Source organism: Leisingera sp. G5_S3_59_S7 (assembly GCF_054968485.1).
This window is the reverse complement of record NZ_JBQKUH010000011.1, coordinates 1-21,481: the sequence shown is the minus strand read 5'-3', so window position 1 is coordinate 21,481 and position 21,481 is coordinate 1. Positions and strand designations below refer to the sequence as shown.

Genomic DNA, 21,481 nt, shown 5'->3' with positions numbered 1-21,481 from the left:
TCCCTTGTTCAAGCTTGTTTTGTCCTACAGCGCCGGGCAGCGCTTGGCAAAGCCCGCGATCCGGCATAGATCGGGAATATGGCAAAGAACAAATTCCACGATGGCCCCGGCCCGTCCCAGCGCCAGCTTCGCGTCGGCGAACTGATCCGCCGCACCCTGTCTGAGGTGCTGGCGCGCGGCGATGTGCATGATCCGGACCTGAACCGCATGTCGATCACTGTGGGAGAGGTGCGCACCTCACCCGATCTGAAAATCGCCACCGCCTTTGTGCTGCCCTTGGGCGGCAAGGGGCAGGAAGATGTGCTGAAGCTTCTGGCCCGCAACAAGAGCGAGCTGCGCCGGATGGTCGGCAAGAAGCTGGGGTTGAAGTTCACTCCGGATCTGCGGTTCCGGCTGGACGAGACCTTCGACCAGATGGACGAAACCCGCCGGATGCTGAACCAGGACGCGGTGCGCCGCGACGTGGAAGAGTGATCCGCAAGGCTGCCTTTCTGCTGGCAGCGCTTGGGACCGCCCCGGCGGCCGGGGCGGTCGAATGCAGCGATATAGCCTATGAGGGCAGCCGGTACACACTCTGCCAGATTAACGCCGCCAAGGAACAGCTGCGGCTGTTCCTGCGCGATGGCGAAGGCCAGGTCTATGGCCATTTCTCTACCCTGGAAGAAACGCTGGCGGAAGACGGCAAGACGCTGGCCTTTGCGACCAATGCGGGGATGTACCACAGCGACCGCTCGCCCGTGGGATTGTACGTCGATGAAGACGGCGAGGAGATGCGGCTGGTGACCAATGCCGGTCCCGGAAATTTCGGCCTGCTGCCAAACGGTGTGCTGTGTATCCGAGACGGCCGGGCGGATGTGTTCGAAACCCTGGCTTTTGAACAGGCACAACCCGGCTGCGCCTATGCCACCCAGTCCGGTCCCATGCTGGTGATTGACGGCGAGCTGCACCCGCGTTTCCTGCCCGATTCGGACAGCTACTATATCCGCAACGGAGTGGGCACGTCAGCGGATGGCACCCGCGCGGTTTTTGCAATCTCGCGCAATGCGGTGACATTTCACCAGTTCGGCAGCCTGTTCCGGGATCACCTGAAGCTGCCCAATGCGCTGTACTTCGATGGCAATATCTCGCGCCTGCACGCGCCTGAGCTGGGCCGCAGTGATGCCGGGTTCATGATGGGGCCGATCGTGGGCGTGGTCGAGGACACACCGGCCGGAGGATAAGCACTCCTCAGCCGGGGCGCTTGCGAATCTGCTGCACCATCGGCACGGTATAGATCACCAGGGCGGCCCAGATCATCGGGAAAGCGATCATCCGGGCTTGGCCGAACTCCTCTCCGAACACCAGAACTGCCATAAGGAAGATCATCGTCGGCGCGATGTATTGCAGGATGCCGATGGTGGACAAGCGCACCAGCTTGGCCCCGTTGGCATAGACGATGAGCGGCACAGCCGTGACCACGCCGCAGCCCAAGAGCATGGACGTATCAAAAGCCGAGCCGCCGAAACTGCCGGCGCCCGTCACGGTCAGGTAAACAAAATAGCCCAAGGCCGGAGGCAGGAGAATCAGCGCCTCCAGCAGGAACCCTTGGTTGGGGCCAATCGGCAGCGACTTCTTAAAGAAGGCATAAAATCCCCAGGTCAGCGTGAGGCCCACCGCCACCCAAGGCACCCTTCCCGCGTCCAGAGTCAGCAAAACCACTGCTCCCGCAGCCAGCGCCACCGCCGCCAGTTGCGCCTTGCTGAGCGGCTCGCGCAGCAAGAGTGCGCCCAGGGCGATACTGAACAGCGGATTGATGTAATAGCCAAGCGCCGCGTCCAGCGCCCGTCCGGCCGCAATCGACCAGACATAGATCCCCCAGTTCACAGAAATCAGCGCTGCGGTGATGCAGGCCATACCCAGCATCCGGGGGTTCTTGAGTGCGGCCTGCAAATCCTTGGTCCGGCGCAGGACGATCAACAGCGCACCTGCCACCGGCACCGCCCAGATCACCCGGTGGGTGACAATCTCCGCAGCTGGGATATGAGAGAGAGCTTTCATGTAGAGCGGCAGGAACCCCCACATGAGATAAGCGGTGCTGGCAAAGGCCAGCCCGCGGGGCGTGTCCATGTTTTCAGAGGTTTGCCGTGTCATGCCGCGCTCCTGTGCAGGGCGCTGTTATGACCGGTTTTGCACGGCTTGAAACTTCGTTTTCTGTGATACCCGGCATTCACCGCCGTTATGGGTTACCGTGGCGGCCGCGGGCAAAAGAAAAAACGGCCCCGGAAACCGGGACCGCAGTGCAATTTGGGGTTTGCAGTTTCAGCTATGCGCGCACGTCAGGCTTCCAGCGAGCGGCGCAGCATTTCGACGTCCTCGGCGATCTGGCCGTCGGTCGTCTTCAGCTCCTCGATGCGCTTGACGCCATGCATGACGGTGGTGTGGTCGCGCCCGCCAAAGCGGCGGCCGATCTCGGGCAGAGAGCGGCTGGTCAGCTGTTTGCACAGGTACATCGCCACCTGACGCGGACGCGCATAGGAGCGCAGGCGCTTGGGGCCGATGATGTCGGACATCCGGATGTTGTAATACTCGGACACCTTGCGCTGGATTTCCTCGACCGTGATCTTACGCTCGGAGGCGCGCAGCACATCCGCCAGACAGTCCTGGGTCAGATCCATGTCGATCTCGCGGCCGACCAGCGACGCAAACGCGAACAGCCGGGTCAGCGCGCCTTCGAGAACCCGCACGTTGGTCGAGATTCGGTGTGCCAGGAACTCCAGCACGCCGTCGGCGATGCGCAGGTCCGGATAGGTCTCGCGTTGCTGCTGCACCTTGGTCTGCAGAATGCCCAGACGCAGTTCGTAGTCGGTCGGGTGCAGGTCCACCACCAGGCCGCACTGCAGGCGCGATTTCACCCGGTCTTCCAGATCCTTGATTTCGCCCGGGGCGCGGTCGGCGGAAATGATGATCTGCTTGTTCTGGTCCACCAGCGCGTTGAAGGTGTGGAAGAATTCTTCCTGGGTGGAATCCTTGCCTGCGATGAACTGAACGTCATCCACCATCAGCACATCGACCGAGCGGAACAGATGCTTAAAGTCCATCATCTTGCGCTCGCGCAGGGCCTGCACAAAGCGGTACATGAACTGTTCCGCCGACAGATACAGCACGTTCAGATGCGGGTTCTTTTCCTTCAGTTCCCAGGCGATGGCGTGCATCAGGTGGGTTTTACCCAGGCCCACGCCGCCATACAGAACCAGCGGGTTGAAGGTGACAGGGCCGCCCTCGCCGACACGGCGCGCTGCCGCATGCGCCAGTTCGTTCGGCTTGCCGACCACGAAGCTGTCGAAAGTGAACCGCGGGTCCAGCGGTGCCGCCTGCAGCGCCTCCAGCGTGTCCTTTCCTGCCGCCGCTGCCGGTGCCGCCGCCCGTGCGGTCATGACAGCCAGATCATCCTGCGCCCCGCCGAAGGACTCAGCCGCCACGGCCGGTTCCGCCGGGCGCGCCGGGCTGTTTGCCGCAACCCGGAACGCCAGGCGCTGCACCGGCTCGCCGGACATGGTCAGCTCATGCAGGATAAGGTCCGCAAAGTTCTGACTGACGTAATTTCCCATGAAATTCGTCGGCACTTTGAAGACGGCCACCCCACCGTCGACTGTGTCGAACTCCAGCGGCTCAATCCACGTGGTGAAGTTGTTCTGGCCAACCGTCTTCAACAGCCGGTTTCTGAGCTGTCCCCATTTTTCTTCTGTCATGCTGCGCCTCACGCGTCCCCAAAAAGCAGCGGCCCCTTAGCCGGGCCAATTCCATCGTAACCCCCAACCACCCGGGGGCCGTTCACGCACAGAGTTACCGTGTGCGGACCATTGCTGGCCGCATCGCCCGAAGGCTAAACGTTCGTCTGGAAACAGCAAAACCCGCCGCAAAAAGCGGTTAAGCTGCCGTCACGAACAGTATCGCACACAATTGAGACAAGGCTGCTGTCCTTAACGATACAGCAGTAGATCCCGGACAGAGCCAGACACATGTGTGCCGTCTGTTCCGGGAAACCTGGCAACCTTGATGCCCGTCAAGATTGCCGCAAGCAGCCTGTCCCCCCAGCGAGTGAATCGCTGACACAGTGGTAGCAATTTGAGGGGGTCAGCAGCAACGAAACTATGATGTTGACTCTGCCTTTGGCCGCAAAGAATCTCCTGCACCAGCGGCAACCAGCCAAGGCTTTGCCCAAAAAACAAGGCGCTGCAATTTGCAGCGCCCTGACGACTTTTCAACAGCTCGTGAGCCTGCTCAGCAGAGCGAATCTCAGGCCAGTGCCTTCACGCGTGCGGACAGGCGCGAGATTTTCCGGGAAGCGGTGTTTTTGTGATACACACCCTTAGTGACGCCGCGCATCAGTTCGGGCTGAGCAGCGCGCAGAGCTGCGGTTGCAGCTTCTTTGTCGCCGGAAGCGATGGCTTCTTCAACTTTACGCAGGAAGGTGCGGATGCGCGAACGACGGGCTTTGTTAACGGCAAAGCGCTTTTCGTTCTGACGTGCGCGCTTCTTGGCCTGGGGCGAATTTGCCATGATGTCTGACCTTATCTCGGGTTCTGTTTCAATCGGACGCAATGCCAGCCAAACCCGGGTCGGAACACCGGTGTGATTCTAGCCTGAGCGGGCTGCACGCGCATGTATGAGGGCGGCGTTTATCCAACTCTGTGCAGAATTGCAAGGGCACCGGCCCGGAATGCAAGACGGCGGGCCATCCAGCCCGCCGCTCTATGGGTTCGTCTGGCGCTTACTTGTCGCGGAACTGCGCTTCGCGCTTCTCCAGGAAGGCCGCCATGCCTTCTTTCTGGTCTTCGGTGGCAAACATCGAGTGGAACACCCGGCGCTCGAACAAGAGGCCTTCATTCAGGGGCAGCTCGTAGGAGCGGTTCACCGCTTCCTTGACGGCCATCGCTGTCAGCAGCGATTTCTCGGCGATCTTCTGCGCTGCGGCAGTCGCTTCCTCAATCAGCTTCTTGGGCGGCACCACGCGCGACACCAGGCCCGCGCGCTCAGCTTCCTCGGCGTTCATAAAGCGGCCGGTCAGGTTCATGTCCATCGACTTGGACTTGCCCACGTACCGGGTCAGACGCTGGGTACCGCCGATACCAGCCACGACACCCAGGTTGATCTCAGGCTGGCCGAACTTAGCGGTTTCCGCGGCGATGATGAAATCGCACAGCATCGCCAGCTCACAGCCGCCGCCCAGCGCATAACCGGCGACCGCCGCGATGATCGGCTTGCGGATAGCCGAGATCCGGTCGTTGGCATCGGCAAACAGGTTGGTGGAAAACACTTCGGTAAAGCTCATCTCCGACATCTCCTTGATGTCGGCACCGGCGGCAAAGGCCTTTTCCGAGCCGGTCAGCACGATGCAGCGCACCTTGTCGCTGGCATCAGCCTCTTCCAGAGCATCGCAGAGCTCGCCAATAAGCTCCTTGTTGAGCGCGTTCATCGCCTCCGGGCGGTTCAGTTTAATGAGGCAAACGTGGTCCTGCACATCGACGTTGATCGTCTCGTAGGCCATGATTTCTCTTTCGGTTGTTCCGTTCAGTCCTGAGTCCTTACCAAAAGGGTCCCTTTGATCAAGCTATCTTTGGCACTTTACACAGTAGAACGTGGAGCGCCCCGATTGGGTGATTCTGGCAATTGACCCTGCGCAACCTTCCCTCCGGCAGGGTTCGCCCTCGCGTCCGTAGGCATCAAAGCTGTGCTGGAAATATCCAAGTTCGCCAGAGGCTTGCCTGAAATCCCTGAGCGACGATCCGCCCGCGCGAATGGCATCCTGAAGCACCTGCCGGATGATCGGCACCAGTGCTGCCACCCGATGCGCGGCAATCTGCCCGGCCTTGCGGCGTGGCGAAATTCCCGCGCGGAACAGGGCTTCGCAGACATAGATGTTACCAAGGCCCGCGATGATTCCCTGATCCAGTAATGCGGATTTCACCGGCGTGTTGCGCCCCTTGAAGGCGGCAACCAGGTGATCCTCGTGGAAGTCATTTCCCAAGGGTTCCGGCCCCAGCACCGCCAGCAGCTTGTGGGATTCGGCGGCGGCAGTCTCCAGCAGATCCATCGCCCCGAACCGGCGCGGGTCGTTAAAGGTGATGCGGGCGCCATTGTCCATGTCCAGCACCACATGGTCATGCTTCTCCGCTTGCGGATGCTCATGCGTGAACTGTCCCAGCGGATCGCCTGACACCGTCATCCGTCCGGACATCCCCAGATGGATCAGCAGCGTCTCGCCGGTATCCAGGTCGGCCAGTATGTATTTAGATCGCCGCCTAAGAGCATTCACCCGCGCACCGGTCAGCCGCTCGGCCATCGCAGGAGGAAACGGCCAGCGCAGGTCCGGGCGGTTCACCTGCGCCCGCGCAATCACCGCCCCCTCCATCGCAGGCGCCAAACCGCGTTTCACCGTCTCGACCTCGGGCAATTCTGGCATTACACCCCTCCTGAACCAACGGGCCGCATTGTGCCTGCCCCACAGCGCCTTATAACAAGGGCGGAATTCAGCAAACGGCAAGCCCTATGAGCAACACCAGCGACAACACCACCCATTTCGGGTTCGAAACCGTCCGCGAGGAAGAAAAGGCCGGCCGCGTGCAGGGGGTCTTCAATTCGGTCGCCTCAAAATATGACATCATGAACGATGTGATGAGCGTCGGCATCCACCGGGTCTGGAAGGACGCGATGATGGACTGGCTGGCACCGCGGCCCGGCCAGCGGCTCTTGGATGTGGCAGGCGGCACCGGCGACATTTCCTTCCGCTTCCTGAAGCGCGCAGGCCATGGCCATTCCACCGTGCTCGACCTCACCCGCCCGATGCTGGAGGAAGGCCGCAAGCGCGCCGAAGCCGAGCAGATGGCCGACAGCCTCGACTGGGTCACCGGCGACGCGATGAAGCTGCCGTTCAAGGACAACACCTTCGACGTCTACACCATCTCCTTCGGCATCCGGAACGTGACCCGGCCGCAGGAGGCCCTGAACGAGGCCTACCGGGTGCTGCGCCCCGGCGGACGGCTGATGGTGCTGGAGTTCTCGCAACTGCCGAACGACGGGCTGCAGAAGCTTTATGATCTCTATTCCTTCAACGTGATCCCGCGGATGGGGCAGATGATTGCGGGGGATTACGACAGCTACCAGTACCTGGTGGAATCGATCCGCAACTTCCCGGATCAGGAAACCTTTCTGGGCATGGTGAAACAGGCAGGGTTCGGGAATGCCAAATACCGCAACCTGTCGATGGGCATCGCTTGCCTGCATTCCGGCTGGAAGATCTGACCCATGCGCGGACCCCATAATATTCTGCGCCTGATCCGCACAGGCGCCACTTTCGAGCGAACCGGCGCCATGCACTCGGTGCTGGAGGCGTTCGAGGCGCCCAAGCCGCTGCGCATTCTGGCCCGCACCCTGGGCTGGCCGTTCAAATGGCTGGGCTACAAGGGCGACCCTGCGATGCCGCCGGAAACCCGAGCGCTGAACGCGCTGGGGCCTGCCTATATCAAATTCGGACAGGTGCTTTCGACGCGGCCCGATGTGGTGGGCAAAGATCTAGCCAACCAGCTGCGGGTGCTGCAGGACAAGCTGCCACCGTTTTCCCGCGCCCAGGCGCTGGCCGAGGTGGAAAAGGAACTGGGCCGTCCCGTCTCCGAGATTTTCTCCGACTTCAGCGACCCGATAGCCGCCGCCTCGATCGCCCAGGTTCACCGTGCAACGCTGGCGGAAACAGGCGAAGAGGTTGCCGTCAAGGTGTTGCGCCCCGGCATCGAGCGTGCCTTCAACCGCGACGTCGATGCCTTCTACTTTGCCGCACGCATCGTCGACCTCTTTGCCCCCGGCGCCCGGCGCCTGAAGCCAATGGATGTGATTGAGCATTTCGACGGCGTGGTGCAGGGCGAACTGGACCTGCGGCTGGAAAGCGCCGCAGCCTCGGAATTCGCCGCCAACACCGCCAAGGACGAAGGCTTCCAGCTGCCGGAGATCCGCTGGGCCTATTCCGCCCGCCGGGTGATGACGATGGGCTGGGCCGACGGTATCCCGCTTGGCGACAACGACGCGCTGGATGCCGCAGGCCACGACCGCAGGCTGCTGGCCAACCGGGTGCTGTCGCTGTTCCTGCGCCATGCGCTGCGCGACGGCTTCTTCCACGCCGACATGCATCAGGGCAACCTTAAGGTCGCCGCCAACGGCGATATCATCGCCTATGACTTCGGCATTATGGGCCACATCGACGAATACACCCGCCGGGTTTATGCCGAGATCCTCTATGGCTTCATCAAACGCGACTACAAGCGCGTGGCCGAGGTGCATTTCGAGGCCGGCTATGTGCCTGCGAACCGCGACGTCGACGAATTCGCGCGGGCCCTTCGCGCCGTGGGAGAGCCGATCTTCGGCATGGATGCCTCGCAAATTTCGATGGGCCGACTGCTGAACTACCTGTTCGAGGTGACCGAACGCTTCGGTATGGAAACCCGCACCGAGCTGATCCTCCTGCAGCGCACCATGGTGGTGGTCGAGGGCGTCGCCCGTTCGCTGGACCCGCATATCAACATCTGGGAAGCGGCCCGGCCGGTGGTTGAGGACTACATCAAGAAATCCATCGGCCCGCGGGCAGTAGCTTCTGACCTGCTGGAAACGGCCAAGGTGATGGCGCGTTTTGGCCCGCGCCTGCCTGCGCTGGTGGAACAAGCGCTCATTGCCCAGGCGGCGCAGAACGGCACCCAGAACCGCAGCGCCAGCAGTTGGGTCGCGCCAGCGGCCTTGGGCGCCGCTAGCGGTGCCGCCTTCTTTGCGGCCGTTGCCCTGCTGATCTAAGTTCCGCCGCCAATAGCTGCACCGCGCTTCTTTCTGGTCAGAATTGCCCAGGACGTGGATTGACCTCAGGCCAAGAGGGGCGGCGCTCCGCCCCCTCTTGGCCGTTCGCGGACGGCTTGTTTTGGCGGGCTTCATTGGCACACCCGCCCAGGCCATGCGGCTCCCGTGTGCGGTTTTCGCAGGCTGACCAGAAGGAAGGCAGCAGGTTTGGACTGACCGCCTCTTCCGTTATCGCAGTTTTGCATGGTTGAGATTGAGCCAGATCGTTGCATCACAAGATCCTGCGGCCAAATGCCTGTTTCTGGTTCCAGCCGCACCAGCATGGGACCAGGCAATGAGACATCCGTGGCAAGTCCTGCTTTTAGGAAACGATGAGCCCACGCAATGCATGAAGCCCGAACAATTTCCGGCGCTTGGCGCGGAATACAAATGTGCAAAAGGCAGGAAGCAGAGCGTCAGTAACCTCGCTACCGCGCCGGGCTCGCTACGCAAGGTGCCGATCACCGCGTCGCAGGCTGGCATGGCCCGTCATGGCAGCGTCACCATCGCGCAGGGCCACGGCACAGCGAAATGTGGCGGCATGCCAGGTTTTGCGACTGAAACCGGCTGCATTAACTTGACGCTAACGCCCCAGATCGTTGAATGGTCCTAGAACGTCTACTCCTAGCCGCGCGACCTGGAGCGGCTGTGCCTGGCCGTGGATGACCCCAGCAAGTTAACCGGGCTCTTTGGCAACCTGCTGCCCCCCACCCTGATTGACAAGTAGGAGAGCGACACTCTGATCCCCCGCATCGGCCCGTGGATACCGGCACTGGGTATCGACGACTACGGGCAATACGTCGATTACTGCCGTTCCAGCGGTGACGCAATCGAAGCACTCCGCCGCGACTTGCTCATTTCTCTCACCCGCTTTTTCCGCCACCCGGAACAAATCCGCACGCTGTACGCGCGACTGGAGAGACCTCTGAGCCCCCTCGGCTTTCGAAAGCCTGCCACAGGGCAGCACCCGAACAAGCCGCCTATGCAAACCTGCCGCTGGCCCGTTCTGTTGTCCTGAATGATAACACCTGCACCCGCAATGGCGATAACATCGAGGTTCTGGACCACATCAGCGACAAAGCGAAATACGAGCCTGCATGCCGAGATCGCTGAACGTCAAGAGGCGCCGAGACCTGCCGCCGCCACTCTTGCAAACTCACCATTGATGCCGAAGCGGGCAAGGCCGCAGGAGTCAGCCAGCCGCCCTGGCGGCAACCCTTCCGGTCACATGATCGACCATGCTAAGGAGATCGGAAAGGTTGACCGGTTTTCGCAGCACCCAGCGGATATTGCGGCTGAGGGTGAACAATTCGCCGCCGGAGAACAGCCGGCTGCCGGTGATACAAACCACCGGGATGTCCGGACGCAGCAGGGCGGCGTAATCAGCCACCGGCAAGGTCAACTCCTCCCCTATCATCAGGTCCAGCACCAGCACGTCGAGCGGCAACTCGGTCAATGCAGAAATGGCCTCGCTGCAGGTGGTGACGGCCGTCACATCATATCCGGCTTCCTGGAACGCCATGCTGAAAGTGAAGCGGACGTCGGCGTCGTCCTCCAGAAGCAAAACTTTGGCTGTCACTTTAGTACCCTGCACCGGCAAAAGCTGCTGCCGGGATCACGCTATTTTGGCGTATTCACGGCCGTTCTCTTAACCCCGTCAGGTGATTTCAGAAGATAATTCTCGAATTCACAGTGAATCGCCAAGCGTTCCAACGGGATAAATTTTTCTACTTAAAGTTGCTCTCCTTGCCTATGCAAACCGCGTTACTTCTTCGTAAAATCAGTGTGGCCCAGGCAGGGGGGCTTGTAAGGAAACCACCCCCTGCCGCGCTTGACCTCAGAGCCGCTCGATCGCCAGGGCAATGCCCTGACCGCCGCCGATGCACATCGTGATCAGCCCCTTCGAGCCACCGGTCCGCTCCAGTTCGTATAGTGTTTTCAATGTGATAATGGCGCCGGTCGCCCCCACAGGATGGCCCAGTGCGATAGCACCGCCGTTGGGGTTCACCTTGGCGGGGTCCAGACCCAGCTCCTTGTTCACGGCCAGCGCCTGCGCGGCGAAGGCTTCGTTGGATTCGATCACGTCGAAATCACCAGCCGACAGACCGGTTTTCGCCAATAGGCTGCGAACCGCAGGAACCGGGCCGATGCCCATCACCTCGGGGCGTACACCGGCATGGGCATAGCCCAGAATCCGCGCCTTGGGCTTCAGTCCGGCTTTCTCTGCCGCGGCAGCGGTGGCCAGCACCATGGCCGCCGCGCCGTCGTTGATTCCGCTGGCATTTCCGGCAGTTACCCGGCCGTCCTTCTGGAACACCGCCCTCAATCCCGCCAGCGCCTCAGGGGTGGTGGCCTTGGGGTGCTCGTCCACTTCAAACGGCACCAGGTAGCGTTTCACCTTCACCTCGACCGGGGTGATCTGGCTCTGGAAATAGCCGGCCTCGATCGCGGCCGCCGCGCGGGTCTGGCTGGTGAGGGCAAATTCATCCATCTGTGCGCGGGTGATGTCATGCTCTTCCGCCACATTCTCTGCCGTCACCCCCATATGACCGGTGCCGAAGGGGCAGTTCAGCGCGCCCAGCATCATGTCGAGCGATTTCACGTCCCCCATCTTCGCGCCCCAGCGGCTTTGCTGGAGGATGTAAGGGCTGCGCGACATGTTCTCGGCGCCGCCGGCCAGCGCAAACTCCGCATCTCCCATTGCAAGCGACTGATAAGATGAGACAATCGCCTGGACGCCCGAGCCGCACAGACGGTTCACGTTCATCGCCGGGACCACATCCGGCACCCCGGCCTGCATCGCGGCAACCCGGCTCAGGTACATGTCGCGCGGCTCGGTGTTGATGATGTGGCCAAAGACCACATGGCCGATTTGGCCGCCCTCGACGCCGGAGCGTTCCAGCGCCGCCTTGGAGACGGTTGTTGCCAGGTCGATCGGCGCAGTGCCCGCCAGCGCGCCGCCAAAAGTGCCGATGGCGGTGCGGGCGCCGTCCAGGATCACGATGTCAGTCATACTCTTTCTCCTCGTCAGATTTGCCCTATCATGCACCCGCAGCATTGATCTGTCTGCCGGTACGTACCGTCACCGCAGCGCAGCGGCACCCTCCGTGCACCCCCTGTACACCCCCTGTGCACCGCCGCGGCGCAGCATCGCCGCTTGCCGGAGCATTTGACAAATCAGCCTCATCGGCGCAGAGAATCCGTCATGACGGAAAACACAGACGATATCCTGACCCTGCTGCCCGCCCGGCTGAAAGAGGCCCGCCGCGCCCAGGGCCTGAGCCTGGAGGCGGTTGCCAACCTGTCGGGCGTCAGCCGTTCGATGGTGAGCCAGATCGAGCGCGGCGAAAGCTCCCCCACCATTGCCACGCTGTGGAACCTGACCCGCGCGTTGCAGGTGGATTTCGCCGGGCTGCTGGAAGCAGGCGACATGCAGGACCGGATCGAAGTGCTGCGCGCTGCGGACGTGCCCAAGATTGAGAACATGGGCCAGGGCTGCCGCATCCGCATCCTGTCGCCGCCGGAAGAAGCCGGCGGGCATGAGGTTTATGACATCCGGTTTGACCGGGACGGGGCGCTGATCAGCCAGCCCCACACCCGCGGCGCGGTGGAGCAGCTGACGGTGCTGGAGGGCGAGATCGCGGTGAGTTCCGGCAATGCCAAGGACCAGCTGCAGTCCGGCGACACCGCCCGGTATGCTGCTGATGTCGCCCATTCGATCACCGCCCCCGAGGGGCCCGCGCGGGTGTTTTTGATCGTGAAGAATGCCTGACTGGGGCTTTTTCCGCGACTAAGTTCAGACAGGACTTGCAAAATCCTTAGCGGGAAACCGTACCAGCTGTTTGGAAGCCTGCATCGGCGGGAAAGCCCCTTATCGGGTCTTTTACGAACAAAGCCCTTGAACGACTCGGGACTACGGCCCATATGTGGTCCGCTTACGTTATTCTTGTCGATCCACTGTCTCCCGCTCTGCGGCGTTTTCAGTCTCTCGATCCAGACCGACTACGCCAGGCTGCCGCACTTCCGCGGGCAGCAATTATTAGGAGACTACGGATATGGCCACTGGCACCGTAAAATGGTTCAACACCACCAAAGGCTTCGGCTTCATCGCACCCGACGGCGGCAGCAAGGATGTGTTCGTGCACATTTCCGCCGTTGAGCGTTCCGGCCTGACCGGCCTGGCGGACAACCAGAAAGTCACCTTCGACATCGAAGCAGGCCGTGACGGCCGCGAGTCGGCGGTGAACCTGCAGCTGGCATAAGCCACGCAGCATTGCAGATCGTAAGCGCGGCCCCTGAAAAGGGGCCGCGTTTTCATTTGGGCTGTCAGCCTTTGTTGTTTTCGTCCCAAAGCTTGGGCTCCCACAGCTCCACCTTGTTGCCCTCAGGGTCCATCATCCAGGCAAAGCGGCCGTTTTCATGGGTTTGCGGCCCTTGCAGGATGGGGATGCCTGCCGCGGTCAGCTGCGCGATCATCCCGTCCATGTCGTCGACGCGGTAATTTATCATGAAGGTGGCGGCGCTGGGGGCAAACCAGGTGCCGTCCGGATCGGCAGTGGCCCAGACGGTGAGGCCGCCGTCCTCTGCCGTGTCGTCCTGCCAGTTGAGAACGGCCCCGCCGAAATCCTCCAGCGCCAGCCCCAGGTGATCCCGGTACCACGCCGCCAGCGCCTTGGCGTCGCCGCGCGCTTTGATGAATACACCGCCAATTCCCGTCACCCTTGCCATGTCTGCAATCCTCCCTGGTTCCGGTGGCAGATAGTCCGGCTTGGCAGAATTTCACCGGCCGCGTCCAGTTTCACGGATATTTTTCCGCAATCCTGAAATCCTGTATTCCGGAAACGTATCCGCTATGATAGACACGCGACTCGAGACACCAAAGGAGTTTGCGCATGTCCACTGCTTTTCTGACCGACATCTCCAACACGCTGGCCCAGATCGAGGCTGAGGGGCTGTACAAGCGCGAGCGAATGATCACCTCCCCGCAGGGGGGCGAGATCACCGTTCAGAATGGTGCTGGCGGCAACCGTCAGGTTATCAACCTGTGCGCCAACAACTATCTGGGTCTGGCCGACCACCCTGCCCTGATCAAGGCCGCCAAGGACGCGATGGAGCCGAAAGGGTTCGGCATGGCCTCGGTCCGGTTCATCTGCGGTACCCAGGACATTCACCGGGAGCTGGAAAGCCGCCTGGCGAAGTTCCTCGGCAAGGATGACGCGATCCTGTTTGCCGCCTGTTTCGACGCCAACGGCGGGTTGTTTGAGCCGCTCTTGGGGCCGGAGGATGCGATCATCTCGGACAGCCTGAACCATGCCTCGATCATCGACGGCATCCGGCTGTGCAAGGCCAAACGCTACCGTTACCTGAACAGCGACATGAACGACCTGGAGGCCTGGCTGAAGCAGGCGCGCGAGGACGGCGCGCGGCATATCATGATCGCCACGGACGGCGTGTTCTCAATGGACGGCTATCTGGCGAAGCTGCCGGAGATCCGGGCGTTGGCGGACAAATATGATGCCATCGTCATGGTGGATGACTGCCACGCCACCGGCTTTATGGGCGCGACGGGTGCGGGCACGCCGGAGCATTTCGGGGTGGACGTGGATATCGTCACAGGGACATTGGGCAAAGCACTTGGGGGGGCCATCGGCGGTTATATCGCCGGGCCGCAGCCAGTGATCGACCTGCTGCGGCAGCGGGCGCGGCCCTATTTGTTCTCCAATTCGCTGCCGCCATCGATTGTTGCTGCCGGGCTGGAGGCGATCCGGCTAGTGGAGAAAGGGGACGATCTGCGGGCGCAGTTGTTCGAAAATGCGAAATATTGGCGTGCGGGGCTGGAAAAGCTGGGCTTTGACTTGCTGCCGGGTGAGCATCCGATCATCCCGGTGATGCTGGGCGAAGCGCAGCTGGCGCAGGATATGGCGGCAAAACTGTTTGACGAGGGCGTCTATGTCTCCGGCTTCTTCTTCCCGGTGGTGCCGCGCGGCCAGGCGCGGATCCGGACACAGATGAATGCGGCGCTGACGCGAGAGGAGCTGGACCGGGCGCTGGCGGCCTTTGGCAAGGTGGGCAGGGAACTGGGGGTGATCTGATGAACCGTCCGAACACGATGAAGGCGCTGGAGAAGAGCCGCCCCGAGGAAGGCCTGTGGATGGTGCAGGCGCCGGTGCCGGAGATCGGCCCGGACGAGGTGCTGATCAAGGTGAAGAAGACCGGCATCTGCGGTACTGACATCCATATCTGGAACTGGGACGAATGGGCCGCCCACACCGTGCCGGTGCCGATGATCACCGGGCACGAGTTTGCGGGCGAGATTGTCGAGATCGGGCGTAATGTCACCGATCTGGCGGTGGGCCAGCGCTGTTCCGGCGAGGGGCATCTGATCAAGACGGATTCGCGCCAGAGCCGTGCCGGCAAGTTCCACCTGGACCCCGGCACCCGCGGCATCGGGGTGAATGAGCAGGGCGCCTTTGCCCAGTATCTGAAGCTGCCGGCTTTCAACGTGGTGCCGCTGCCGGATGATATTCCGGACGAGATCGGCGCCATTCTCGACCCGCTGGGCAATGCGGTGCACACGGCGCTGAGCTTTGATCTTTTGGGGGAGGATGTGCTGATCACCGGGGCCGGCCCGATTGGCATTATGGCGGCGGCGGTGGCGAAACATGCCGGCGCGCGGCATGTGGTAATCACCGACATCAACCCGGACCGTTTGACGCTGGCCGCGCATGTGGTGCCGGCGGTGCGCACGGTGGATGTGTCCAAGGAAGAGCTGCAGGATGTGATTCAAGAGCTGGGCATGAAGCAGGGCTTTGACGTCGGGCTGGAGATGTCCGGCAGCCAGGCGGCGCTGGATCAGATGGTGGAGGCGCTGGTGATGGGCGGCAAGATTGCCCTCTTGGGCATTCCGCCGGGGAAATCTCCGGTCGATTGGTCACGCATTGTGTTCAAGGCGATCACCATCAAAGGCGTCTACGGGCGCGAGATGTTCGAGACCTGGTACAAGATGATCGCCATGCTGCAGAACGGCCTGGATGTGAGCCGGGTGATCACCCACCGGTTTGGAGTGGATGATTTTGCCGCAGGGTTTGCGGCGATGAAATCCGGGTCCAGCGGCAAGGTTGTGCTGAACTGGACATGAGGGCTGTTTGAGGGGGCTTTGCCCCCTCAGCCTTGCGGCCTCACCCCCAGGGTATTTTCAGCCAGATGAACAGGGGAAGAGTCAGGGTGTCAGTGGCTGGCGGCCCGCGTCTGTCAGCAGCCAGCAGTCGCTGCCCTCGAACACCGCAGCGGTGAGCGGGCGGCCATAGCCGGCGCCGCTGTCGAGATTGACGCGGTTGCCATAGTGGCTGGGCTTCTCCACTGGTGTGTGGCCATGCACGACCAGCTTCGGATGGGGGCCGGTGTGGTCGTGGAACGGCTGCCGGATCCAGACCAGGTCGTCCTCATGCTGCTGGGCAAGAGGCACTCCGGGACGTATCCCGGCGTGCACAAAGGCTAGCTCCGGCGTCTCGTGCAGAGCAGGAAGGCTGCGCAGGAATTCGGCGTGCCGCGCCGGAATCACTTCCTTGGTCCGGGCGTGCAGATCGTCGAGCCGGGTGCGGTCTTCGAATGTCAGCCCGTAGCTGGCCAACGTCTCAACTCCGCCGATCCGCTCATGCAGCCAATGGTAACCGATCAGCAGATGCGGGTCGTGGCGGGGTGTCTCCTCCAGGAACCATTCAAACATCCGGTCGTGGTTGCCCTTGAGACAGATCCAGTCCCTGCCCTGTTCCTGGCCGGCAATCAGCCGGTCGATCACCCCGCGGCTGTCGGGGCCGCGGTCCGTGTAATCGCCGAGAAAGACGATGCGGGCGCCCGGGCCGCCGTCGGCCTCGATCAAGGCCAGCGTTTGTTCCAGCATCTCCAGCTGGCCGTGGATGTCGCCGATGGCGTAAAGGGGGGCGGTCATGGCGGCTCCTTGCTGCGGGGTGTGGCGGATTGATGGCGTATTGCGGCGGCAGGCTCAACCCCGGGAAAACAGGCGGGCGGCTGGCAATCCGGCACTGGCGCTGCATGTTATCGGGCAAGACACTTGCAGACAGTCAGAGCCGGGAGGGTTGGTCATGGTCGGAGTTGCGCGGTGGTTCATGCTGGCGGCGGTGGTTTCGGCGCTTGGCGGCATGGTCTGGGGCATCCAGATGTCGGCGAGCCAGGACCACCTGCTGTCGCCGGCGCATGGGCATCTGAACCTGCTGGGCTGGGTCAGCTGTTCGATCTATGCGTTTTATTACCACCTGCTGCCGGCGGCAGCCGGTGGCGTGCTGCCGCGGCTGCATCTGGCAACGGCATCGCTGGCGCTGGTGCTGCTTGTGCCGGGCATTCCGCTGGCCATCCAGGAGCGCGGTGAGACGATGGCGCAGGCGGGATCGGTAGCGGCACTGCTGTCGATGCTGCTCTTTGCCGCGGTTGTGCTGCGGCACCGGCCCGAAAGGGCGTTGTTAGCGCGTCGGAAGGGGCATTGAAAAAGCCCCCGCGGCAGTGGCGGGGGCTTCTGCGGTCTTAAGCCAGCATCGTCAGACGACGTCGAACTCCAGCGGCTTGATCTGGTTGAACAGGCCGGTTTCGGCAAGCTTGGCGCGGATCTCAGCCGGGACGGGCTCATCCACGTAGAGCAGCGCAATGGCCTCACCGCCGGCCTCGGAGCGGCCCAGGGTGAAGTTGGCGATGTTGACGCCATTGTCGCCCAGAGTGTGGCCCAGGGTGCCGATGATACCGGGCACGTCCTCGTTGGTGGTGTAGAGCATATGCGCTCCCACATCCGCCTCGATGTTGATGCCCTTGATCTGGATGAACCGCGGCTTGCCGTCGGAGAACACGGTGCCCGCCACAGAGCGCTCGCGCTTGGAGGTGACCGCGGTCACCTTGATGTAGCCGTCAAAGGCGCCGGACTTGTCCTGGTTGGTGGTGGAGATCTGGACACCGCGCTCCTTGGCGACCACCGGGGCGGAGACCAGGTTCACCTCGGGGTTGGAACGTTTCATGATGCCCGCGATGACCGCGCAGTTCAGCGCGTCCAGGTTCATGCCCGCCGCGACGCCGTCATAGAGGATGTTGATCGCCTTGATCGGTTCATCGGTCATCTGGCCGACGAAGCTGCCGAGGTGGTCGGCCAGCTTGATCCAGGGGCCCATGACCTTGGCTTCCTCGGCGGTGACGCTCGGCATGTTGAGCGCGTTTTCAACGGCGCCGGTCAGCAGGTAGTTGGACATCTGCTCGGCCACCTGAAGGGCGACGTTTTCCTGCGCCTCGGTGGTGGCGGCGCCCAGGTGCGGGGTGCAGACCACGTTGGGCAGGCCGAACAGCGCGTTTTCCTTGGCCGGCTCCTCCGAGAACACGTCAAAGGCGGCGCCTGCCGCATGGCCGGAGGTCAGCAGCTCCGCCAGCGCTGCCTCATCCACCAGGCCGCCGCGGGCGCAGTTGATGATGCGCACGCCCTTCTTGGTCTTCTCCAGGTTTTCCTTAGAGAGGATGTTGCGGGTCTGGTCGGTCAGCGGCACATGCAGGGTGATGAAGTCGGCGCGCGCCAGCAGCTCATCCAGCTCCACCTTTTCGACGCCCATCTTGTCGGCCTTTTCGGTGCTCAGGTAGGGGTCATAAGCAACCACCTTCATTTTGAGGCCGCGGGCGCGGTCGCAGACGATGCCACCGATGTTGCCGGCGCCGATCACACCCAGGGTCTTGGCGGTCAGCTCAACCCCCATGAACTTGGACTTTTCCCATTTGCCGGCATGAGTGGAGGCGGAGGCCTCCGGCAGCTGGCGGGCAACCGCGAACATCATGGCGATGGCGTGTTCGGCGGTGGTGATCATGTTGCCGAAGGGGGTGTTCATCACAATGACGCCGCGCTTGGAGGCAGCTTCTTTGTCGATGTTGTCGGTGCCGATGCCGGCGCGGCCGATCACCTTGAGGTTATCGGCGTTCTCCAGGATCTTTTCCGTCACCTTGGTGGCGGAGCGGATGGCGAGGCCGTCGTACTGGCCGATGATTTCAGCCAGTTTTTCCTTGTCCTTGCCCACGTCGGGCAGGAAGTCGACGTCAATGCCGCGGTCGCGGAAGATCTGGACGGCGGCCTCGGACAGTTTGTCGGAGATGAGTACTTTGGGAGCCATGTGTGTGGTCCTTTATGCGGGGGCCGGTATGGCCGGATGTTGATACAGTTCCCCCGAAGAGATGAGGATCGCGCCCGGTCCGGGGGTGGGGGCGCAATCGCCCCCGCCCTGGGGGGGCGGGTCGGGGGCGATCCGGGGCTAGCGCCCCGGCAAGTCCATTCTTCAGGCCGCTTCGGTTTGCGCGGCAATCTCGGCCTCAAAGGCCCATTTGATCCAAGGCATCAGGGCTGCCACGTCGGCGGCCTCAACCGTGCCGCCGCACCAGATGCGCAGGCCCGGAGGCGCGTCGCGGTAGGCACCGATGTCATAGGCCACGCCTTCGTTTTCCAGACGCTTGGCCACAGCCTTGGCAAAGGCGGCGCCGTCCTGGATGCGCTCGTCGGTGAACTTGAGGCAGACCGAAGTGTTGGAGCGGTATTCCGGCTGTTCCGCAAGGAAGGCGATCCAGGGGTTGTCCTGCACAAAGCTTTGCACCGCGGCCAGGTTGGCATAGGCGCGTTCGCGCAGACCTTCCATACCGCCGATGGACCGCGCCCAGTCGAGCGCCAGAAGGTAATCCTCCACCGCCAGCATCGAGGGCGTGTTGATGGTGGCGCCCTGGAAAATGCCGTCGATCAGCTTGCCGCCTTTGGTCAGGCGGAAGATCTTGGGCAGCGGCCAGGCGGGGGTGTAGCTTTCCAGCCGTTCCACCGCGCGGGGGCTGAGGATGATCATTCCGTGCGCCGCTTCGCCGCCCAGCACCTTCTGCCAGGAGAAGGTGGTCACATCCAGTTTGTCCCAGGGCAGGTGCTGCGCAAAGGCCGCAGAGGTCGCGTCGCAGATGGTGAGGCCTTCGCGGTCCGCCGGGATCCAGTCGCCGTTGGGAACGCGCACGCCGGAGGTGGTGCCGTTCCAGGTGAAGACAACGTCATTGGTGAAGTCGACAGAGCCGAGGTCGACGATCTGGCCGTAGTCGGCGGTTTTGACGGTGGCGTCCAGCTTGAGCTGTTTCACAACGTCGGTGACCCAGCCGGAACCGAAGCTTTCCCAGGCCAGCATCTCAGTGCCGCGGGCGCCAAGCAGGTTCCACATCGCCATTTCAACCGCGCCGGTGTCGGAGGCGGGCACGATGCCGATTTTATAGCCTGCGGGAATATTCAGGATCTCCCGGGTGCCTTCAATCGCCGCCTTCAGCTTCTCCTTGCCAACGGCAGCGCGGTGCGAGCGGCCCAGCGGCGCGCCGGACAGTTTTGACAGATCAAAGACGGGAGGTTTGGCGCAAGGGCCCGAAGAAAAACGCGGATTGGCCGGCCGCGATGCCGGTTGTGCAATAGCCATCAATGCTACCCTTCCAGATAAGCGCCCCTCGTTGGGGAGGGGTGTCCCGGGTACAGAGCTAGGCTGCTGCAGCGCGGCATGCAACAAATATTTCAACAGAATGCGGCTGTTGGTGCATTTTTTGCGACATGATTTTCCACCATCGGAAACAGCCGCCCTGAAACGGCGAAAAGGACCGCTCCTTATGACGGCCTCTGTTTTGAACGGCTTTTTGCCGTCTGGCCGATGCCCCGGCGGCCCGTTATGACAAGGGGTATCCAAAGGAAACGGAGCCCGCCGATGTTTGTTGCCAGCCTGCTTTGCAATCCCGCCAGCCCGGTGCTGGAGCCCGCCTTGCCCGAATCGCTGCGCAATGCCTGGGGCGGCGGCGAGGCCATCTGGCTGGCGCCGGGTGTGGCGGCCGAGTTTGCGCTGGAGCAGATGCCGGACAACCGCTGGCCGGTCTGGGAAGATCTGCAGCAGATGGGTGTGGACCTGGTGATCCAGCCGGTGAAAGGCCGGAAGAAGAAGATGCTTCTGGCCGACATGGACTCGACCATGATCCAGCAGGAGTGCATCGACGAACTGGCCGAGGAGGCCGGCGTCGGCGCGCGGGTCAAGGAGATCACCGCCCGGGCGATGAACGGCGAGTTGGATTTCGAGGGCGCGCTGATCGAGCGGGTCGGCCTGCTGCAGGGGCTGCCGGAGACGGTGATCACCAAGGTTCTGGAGGAGCGCATCACCCTGATGCCCGGCGGCAAGCAGCTGCTGTCGGTGATGAAGGCAAATGACGCCTATGCGGCTCTGGTCTCGGGCGGGTTCACGGCGTTTACCGCACGCGTCGCGGCGGAGCTGGGTTTTGACGAGAACCGGGCCAACACTCTGCTGGCGGAAGGCGGCAGGCTGACCGGTGAAGCGGCGCGGCCGATCCTGGGCCGCGAGGCCAAGGTGGAGGCGCTGGAGCAGATCACGGCCCGGCTGGGGATCACTGAGGCGGATGTGATTGCGGTGGGCGACGGCGCCAACGATCTGGGGATGCTGAAACGCGCAGGCGCCGGTGTTGCGCTGCACGCCAAGCCCTCGGTTGCGGCGGAATGCGATATCCGGATCAACCACGGCGACCTGACGGCGCTGCTGTATATCCAGGGTTATTCCCAGGACGATTTTCAAGGCTGAGACCGCTC

Annotated in this window: 22 protein-coding genes; 11 read left to right on the top strand and 11 right to left on the bottom strand. The window is 62.4% G+C overall.

Translation table 11 applies throughout. The features are described 5' to 3' along the window. Positions 1–78: 78 nt before the first annotated feature. Both rbfA and ACTRWG_RS07540 read left to right on the top strand, forming a co-directional pair. The gene (gene rbfA / locus ACTRWG_RS07545) at positions 79–474 is read left to right on the top strand and encodes a 30S ribosome-binding factor RbfA (RefSeq protein ID WP_027235724.1); all 396 of its coding nucleotides are present in this window, start codon (positions 79–81) and stop codon (positions 472–474) included. Beyond that, entirely contained in the window at positions 471–1,220 is a 750-nt protein-coding gene (locus ACTRWG_RS07540; protein ID WP_027235725.1) for a phosphodiester glycosidase family protein, read from the top strand. The genes rbfA and ACTRWG_RS07540 overlap by 4 nt, the downstream gene beginning before the upstream one ends. A 7-nt stretch (positions 1,221–1,227) precedes the next feature. On the opposite strand, the gene rarD is transcribed toward ACTRWG_RS07540, so the two are convergent. The 5 genes from rarD to mutM form a co-directional block, all read right to left on the bottom strand. Then, the gene (rarD, locus tag ACTRWG_RS07535; RefSeq protein WP_027235726.1) at positions 1,228–2,130 is read right to left on the bottom strand and encodes an EamA family transporter RarD; all 903 of its coding nucleotides are present in this window, start codon (positions 2,128–2,130) and stop codon (positions 1,228–1,230) included. A 185-nt stretch (positions 2,131–2,315) separates the two neighbouring features. Further along, the gene (gene dnaA, locus ACTRWG_RS07530; protein ID WP_027235727.1) at positions 2,316–3,728 is read right to left on the bottom strand and encodes a chromosomal replication initiator protein DnaA; all 1,413 of its coding nucleotides are present in this window, start codon (positions 3,726–3,728) and stop codon (positions 2,316–2,318) included. 547 nt (positions 3,729–4,275) lie between these two features. After that, positions 4,276–4,539, bottom strand: a complete 264-nt coding sequence (gene rpsT / locus ACTRWG_RS07525) for a 30S ribosomal protein S20 (protein WP_019295144.1) — start codon at positions 4,537–4,539, stop codon at positions 4,276–4,278. A gap of 211 nt (positions 4,540–4,750) precedes the next feature. Further along, positions 4,751–5,527, bottom strand: coding sequence for an enoyl-CoA hydratase (locus tag ACTRWG_RS07520; RefSeq protein WP_027235728.1), 777 nt, complete (start codon positions 5,525–5,527; stop codon positions 4,751–4,753). A 63-nt stretch (positions 5,528–5,590) separates the two neighbouring features. Then, positions 5,591–6,442, bottom strand: a complete 852-nt coding sequence (gene mutM / locus ACTRWG_RS07515; RefSeq protein ID WP_027235729.1) for a bifunctional DNA-formamidopyrimidine glycosylase/DNA-(apurinic or apyrimidinic site) lyase — start codon at positions 6,440–6,442, stop codon at positions 5,591–5,593. A gap of 86 nt (positions 6,443–6,528) precedes the next feature. Here mutM and ubiE point away from each other — a divergent pair, with 86 nt between their 5' ends. The 3 genes from ubiE to ACTRWG_RS07500 all read left to right on the top strand — a co-directional run bounded on the left by ubiE (position 6,529) and on the right by ACTRWG_RS07500 (position 9,466). Next, positions 6,529–7,281 carry a bifunctional demethylmenaquinone methyltransferase/2-methoxy-6-polyprenyl-1,4-benzoquinol methylase UbiE gene (gene ubiE, locus ACTRWG_RS07510; RefSeq protein WP_027235730.1) on the top strand — a complete coding sequence of 251 codons (753 nt, stop codon included), beginning with the start codon at positions 6,529–6,531 and terminating at the stop codon, positions 7,279–7,281. Positions 7,282–7,284: 3 nt separating this feature from the next. Continuing rightward, positions 7,285–8,814, top strand: a complete 1,530-nt coding sequence (gene ubiB / locus ACTRWG_RS07505) for a 2-polyprenylphenol 6-hydroxylase (RefSeq protein ID WP_462829186.1) — start codon at positions 7,285–7,287, stop codon at positions 8,812–8,814. Between the two features lie 253 nt (positions 8,815–9,067). Next, positions 9,068–9,466: a hypothetical protein gene (locus ACTRWG_RS07500; RefSeq protein ID WP_462829185.1), complete on the top strand. Its 399-nt coding sequence runs from the start codon at positions 9,068–9,070 to the stop codon at positions 9,464–9,466. A gap of 579 nt (positions 9,467–10,045) precedes the next feature. On the opposite strand, the gene ACTRWG_RS07495 is transcribed toward ACTRWG_RS07500, so the two are convergent. Together ACTRWG_RS07495 and ACTRWG_RS07490 are read right to left on the bottom strand one after the other, a co-directional pair. Then, positions 10,046–10,417: a response regulator gene (locus ACTRWG_RS07495; RefSeq protein ID WP_462829184.1), complete on the bottom strand. Its 372-nt coding sequence runs from the start codon at positions 10,415–10,417 to the stop codon at positions 10,046–10,048. Between the two features lie 273 nt (positions 10,418–10,690). Next, complete coding sequence (locus ACTRWG_RS07490) at positions 10,691–11,866, bottom strand: acetyl-CoA C-acyltransferase family protein (protein ID WP_462829183.1); 1,176 nt, start codon at positions 11,864–11,866, stop codon at positions 10,691–10,693. A 192-nt stretch (positions 11,867–12,058) separates the two neighbouring features. On the opposite strand from ACTRWG_RS07490, the gene ACTRWG_RS07485 reads away from it, so the two are divergent. Continuing rightward, positions 12,059–12,625, top strand: a complete 567-nt coding sequence (locus ACTRWG_RS07485; protein WP_462829182.1) for a helix-turn-helix domain-containing protein — start codon at positions 12,059–12,061, stop codon at positions 12,623–12,625. Positions 12,626–12,908: 283 nt separating this feature from the next. Then, a complete protein-coding gene (locus ACTRWG_RS07480) occupies positions 12,909–13,115 on the top strand; it encodes a cold-shock protein (RefSeq protein ID WP_008554505.1) in 207 nt (68 codons plus the stop codon). 64 nt (positions 13,116–13,179) lie between these two features. Here the strand turns inward: ACTRWG_RS07480 and ACTRWG_RS07475 are convergent, their stop codons facing one another. Continuing rightward, positions 13,180–13,581, bottom strand: coding sequence for a VOC family protein (locus ACTRWG_RS07475; protein ID WP_027235736.1), 402 nt, complete (start codon positions 13,579–13,581; stop codon positions 13,180–13,182). A gap of 164 nt (positions 13,582–13,745) precedes the next feature. On the opposite strand from ACTRWG_RS07475, the gene ACTRWG_RS07470 reads away from it, so the two are divergent. Both ACTRWG_RS07470 and tdh read left to right on the top strand, forming a co-directional pair. Further along, a complete protein-coding gene (locus ACTRWG_RS07470) occupies positions 13,746–14,945 on the top strand; it encodes a glycine C-acetyltransferase (RefSeq protein WP_027235737.1) in 1,200 nt (399 codons plus the stop codon). A 17-nt stretch (positions 14,946–14,962) separates the two neighbouring features. Next, the gene (tdh, locus tag ACTRWG_RS07465) at positions 14,963–15,991 is read left to right on the top strand and encodes an L-threonine 3-dehydrogenase (protein WP_027235738.1); all 1,029 of its coding nucleotides are present in this window, start codon (positions 14,963–14,965) and stop codon (positions 15,989–15,991) included. Positions 15,992–16,072: 81 nt separating this feature from the next. On the opposite strand, the gene ACTRWG_RS07460 is transcribed toward tdh, so the two are convergent. Beyond that, positions 16,073–16,801 carry a metallophosphoesterase family protein gene (locus ACTRWG_RS07460; RefSeq protein ID WP_027235739.1) on the bottom strand — a complete coding sequence of 243 codons (729 nt, stop codon included), beginning with the start codon at positions 16,799–16,801 and terminating at the stop codon, positions 16,073–16,075. A gap of 154 nt (positions 16,802–16,955) precedes the next feature. On the opposite strand from ACTRWG_RS07460, the gene ACTRWG_RS07455 reads away from it, so the two are divergent. After that, complete coding sequence (locus ACTRWG_RS07455) at positions 16,956–17,354, top strand: hypothetical protein (RefSeq protein WP_027235740.1); 399 nt, start codon at positions 16,956–16,958, stop codon at positions 17,352–17,354. A 51-nt stretch (positions 17,355–17,405) separates the two neighbouring features. Here ACTRWG_RS07455 and serA read toward each other — a convergent pair whose 3' ends face one another. Both serA and ACTRWG_RS07445 read right to left on the bottom strand, forming a co-directional pair. Next, positions 17,406–19,001: a phosphoglycerate dehydrogenase gene (gene serA, locus ACTRWG_RS07450; RefSeq protein WP_027235741.1), complete on the bottom strand. Its 1,596-nt coding sequence runs from the start codon at positions 18,999–19,001 to the stop codon at positions 17,406–17,408. A 162-nt stretch (positions 19,002–19,163) separates the two neighbouring features. Continuing rightward, positions 19,164–20,318, bottom strand: a complete 1,155-nt coding sequence (locus ACTRWG_RS07445; protein WP_027235742.1) for a phosphoserine transaminase — start codon at positions 20,316–20,318, stop codon at positions 19,164–19,166. A 279-nt stretch (positions 20,319–20,597) separates the two neighbouring features. Between ACTRWG_RS07445 and serB the strand changes: the two genes are divergently transcribed. Further along, positions 20,598–21,473: a phosphoserine phosphatase SerB gene (gene serB, locus ACTRWG_RS07440; RefSeq protein ID WP_027235743.1), complete on the top strand. Its 876-nt coding sequence runs from the start codon at positions 20,598–20,600 to the stop codon at positions 21,471–21,473. Positions 21,474–21,481 lie beyond the last annotated feature (8 nt).

Excerpts from the sequence above, each read along its gene's own strand:
- rbfA (WP_027235724.1), top strand. The coding sequence starts at position 79 with ATGGCAAAGAACAAATTCCACGATGGCCCCGGCCCGTCCCAGCGCCAG.
- rarD (WP_027235726.1), bottom strand. The coding sequence starts at position 2,130 with ATGACACGGCAAACCTCTGAAAACATGGACACGCCCCGCGGGCTGGCC.
- dnaA (WP_027235727.1), bottom strand. The coding sequence starts at position 3,728 with ATGACAGAAGAAAAATGGGGACAGCTCAGAAACCGGCTGTTGAAGACG.
- rpsT (WP_019295144.1), bottom strand. The coding sequence starts at position 4,539 with ATGGCAAATTCGCCCCAGGCCAAGAAGCGCGCACGTCAGAACGAAAAG.
- ACTRWG_RS07520 (WP_027235728.1), bottom strand. The coding sequence starts at position 5,527 with ATGGCCTACGAGACGATCAACGTCGATGTGCAGGACCACGTTTGCCTC.
- mutM (WP_027235729.1), bottom strand. The coding sequence starts at position 6,442 with ATGCCAGAATTGCCCGAGGTCGAGACGGTGAAACGCGGTTTGGCGCCT.
- ubiE (WP_027235730.1), top strand. The coding sequence starts at position 6,529 with ATGAGCAACACCAGCGACAACACCACCCATTTCGGGTTCGAAACCGTC.
- ubiB (WP_462829186.1), top strand. The coding sequence starts at position 7,285 with ATGCGCGGACCCCATAATATTCTGCGCCTGATCCGCACAGGCGCCACT.
- ACTRWG_RS07490 (WP_462829183.1), bottom strand. The coding sequence starts at position 11,866 with ATGACTGACATCGTGATCCTGGACGGCGCCCGCACCGCCATCGGCACT.
- ACTRWG_RS07485 (WP_462829182.1), top strand. The coding sequence starts at position 12,059 with ATGACGGAAAACACAGACGATATCCTGACCCTGCTGCCCGCCCGGCTG.
- ACTRWG_RS07480 (WP_008554505.1), top strand. The coding sequence starts at position 12,909 with ATGGCCACTGGCACCGTAAAATGGTTCAACACCACCAAAGGCTTCGGC.
- ACTRWG_RS07475 (WP_027235736.1), bottom strand. The coding sequence starts at position 13,581 with ATGGCAAGGGTGACGGGAATTGGCGGTGTATTCATCAAAGCGCGCGGC.
- ACTRWG_RS07470 (WP_027235737.1), top strand. The coding sequence starts at position 13,746 with ATGTCCACTGCTTTTCTGACCGACATCTCCAACACGCTGGCCCAGATC.
- tdh (WP_027235738.1), top strand. The coding sequence starts at position 14,963 with ATGAAGGCGCTGGAGAAGAGCCGCCCCGAGGAAGGCCTGTGGATGGTG.
- ACTRWG_RS07460 (WP_027235739.1), bottom strand. The coding sequence starts at position 16,801 with ATGACCGCCCCCCTTTACGCCATCGGCGACATCCACGGCCAGCTGGAG.
- ACTRWG_RS07455 (WP_027235740.1), top strand. The coding sequence starts at position 16,956 with ATGGTCGGAGTTGCGCGGTGGTTCATGCTGGCGGCGGTGGTTTCGGCG.
- serA (WP_027235741.1), bottom strand. The coding sequence starts at position 19,001 with ATGGCTCCCAAAGTACTCATCTCCGACAAACTGTCCGAGGCCGCCGTC.
- ACTRWG_RS07445 (WP_027235742.1), bottom strand. The coding sequence starts at position 20,318 with ATGGCTATTGCACAACCGGCATCGCGGCCGGCCAATCCGCGTTTTTCT.
- serB (WP_027235743.1), top strand. The coding sequence starts at position 20,598 with ATGTTTGTTGCCAGCCTGCTTTGCAATCCCGCCAGCCCGGTGCTGGAG.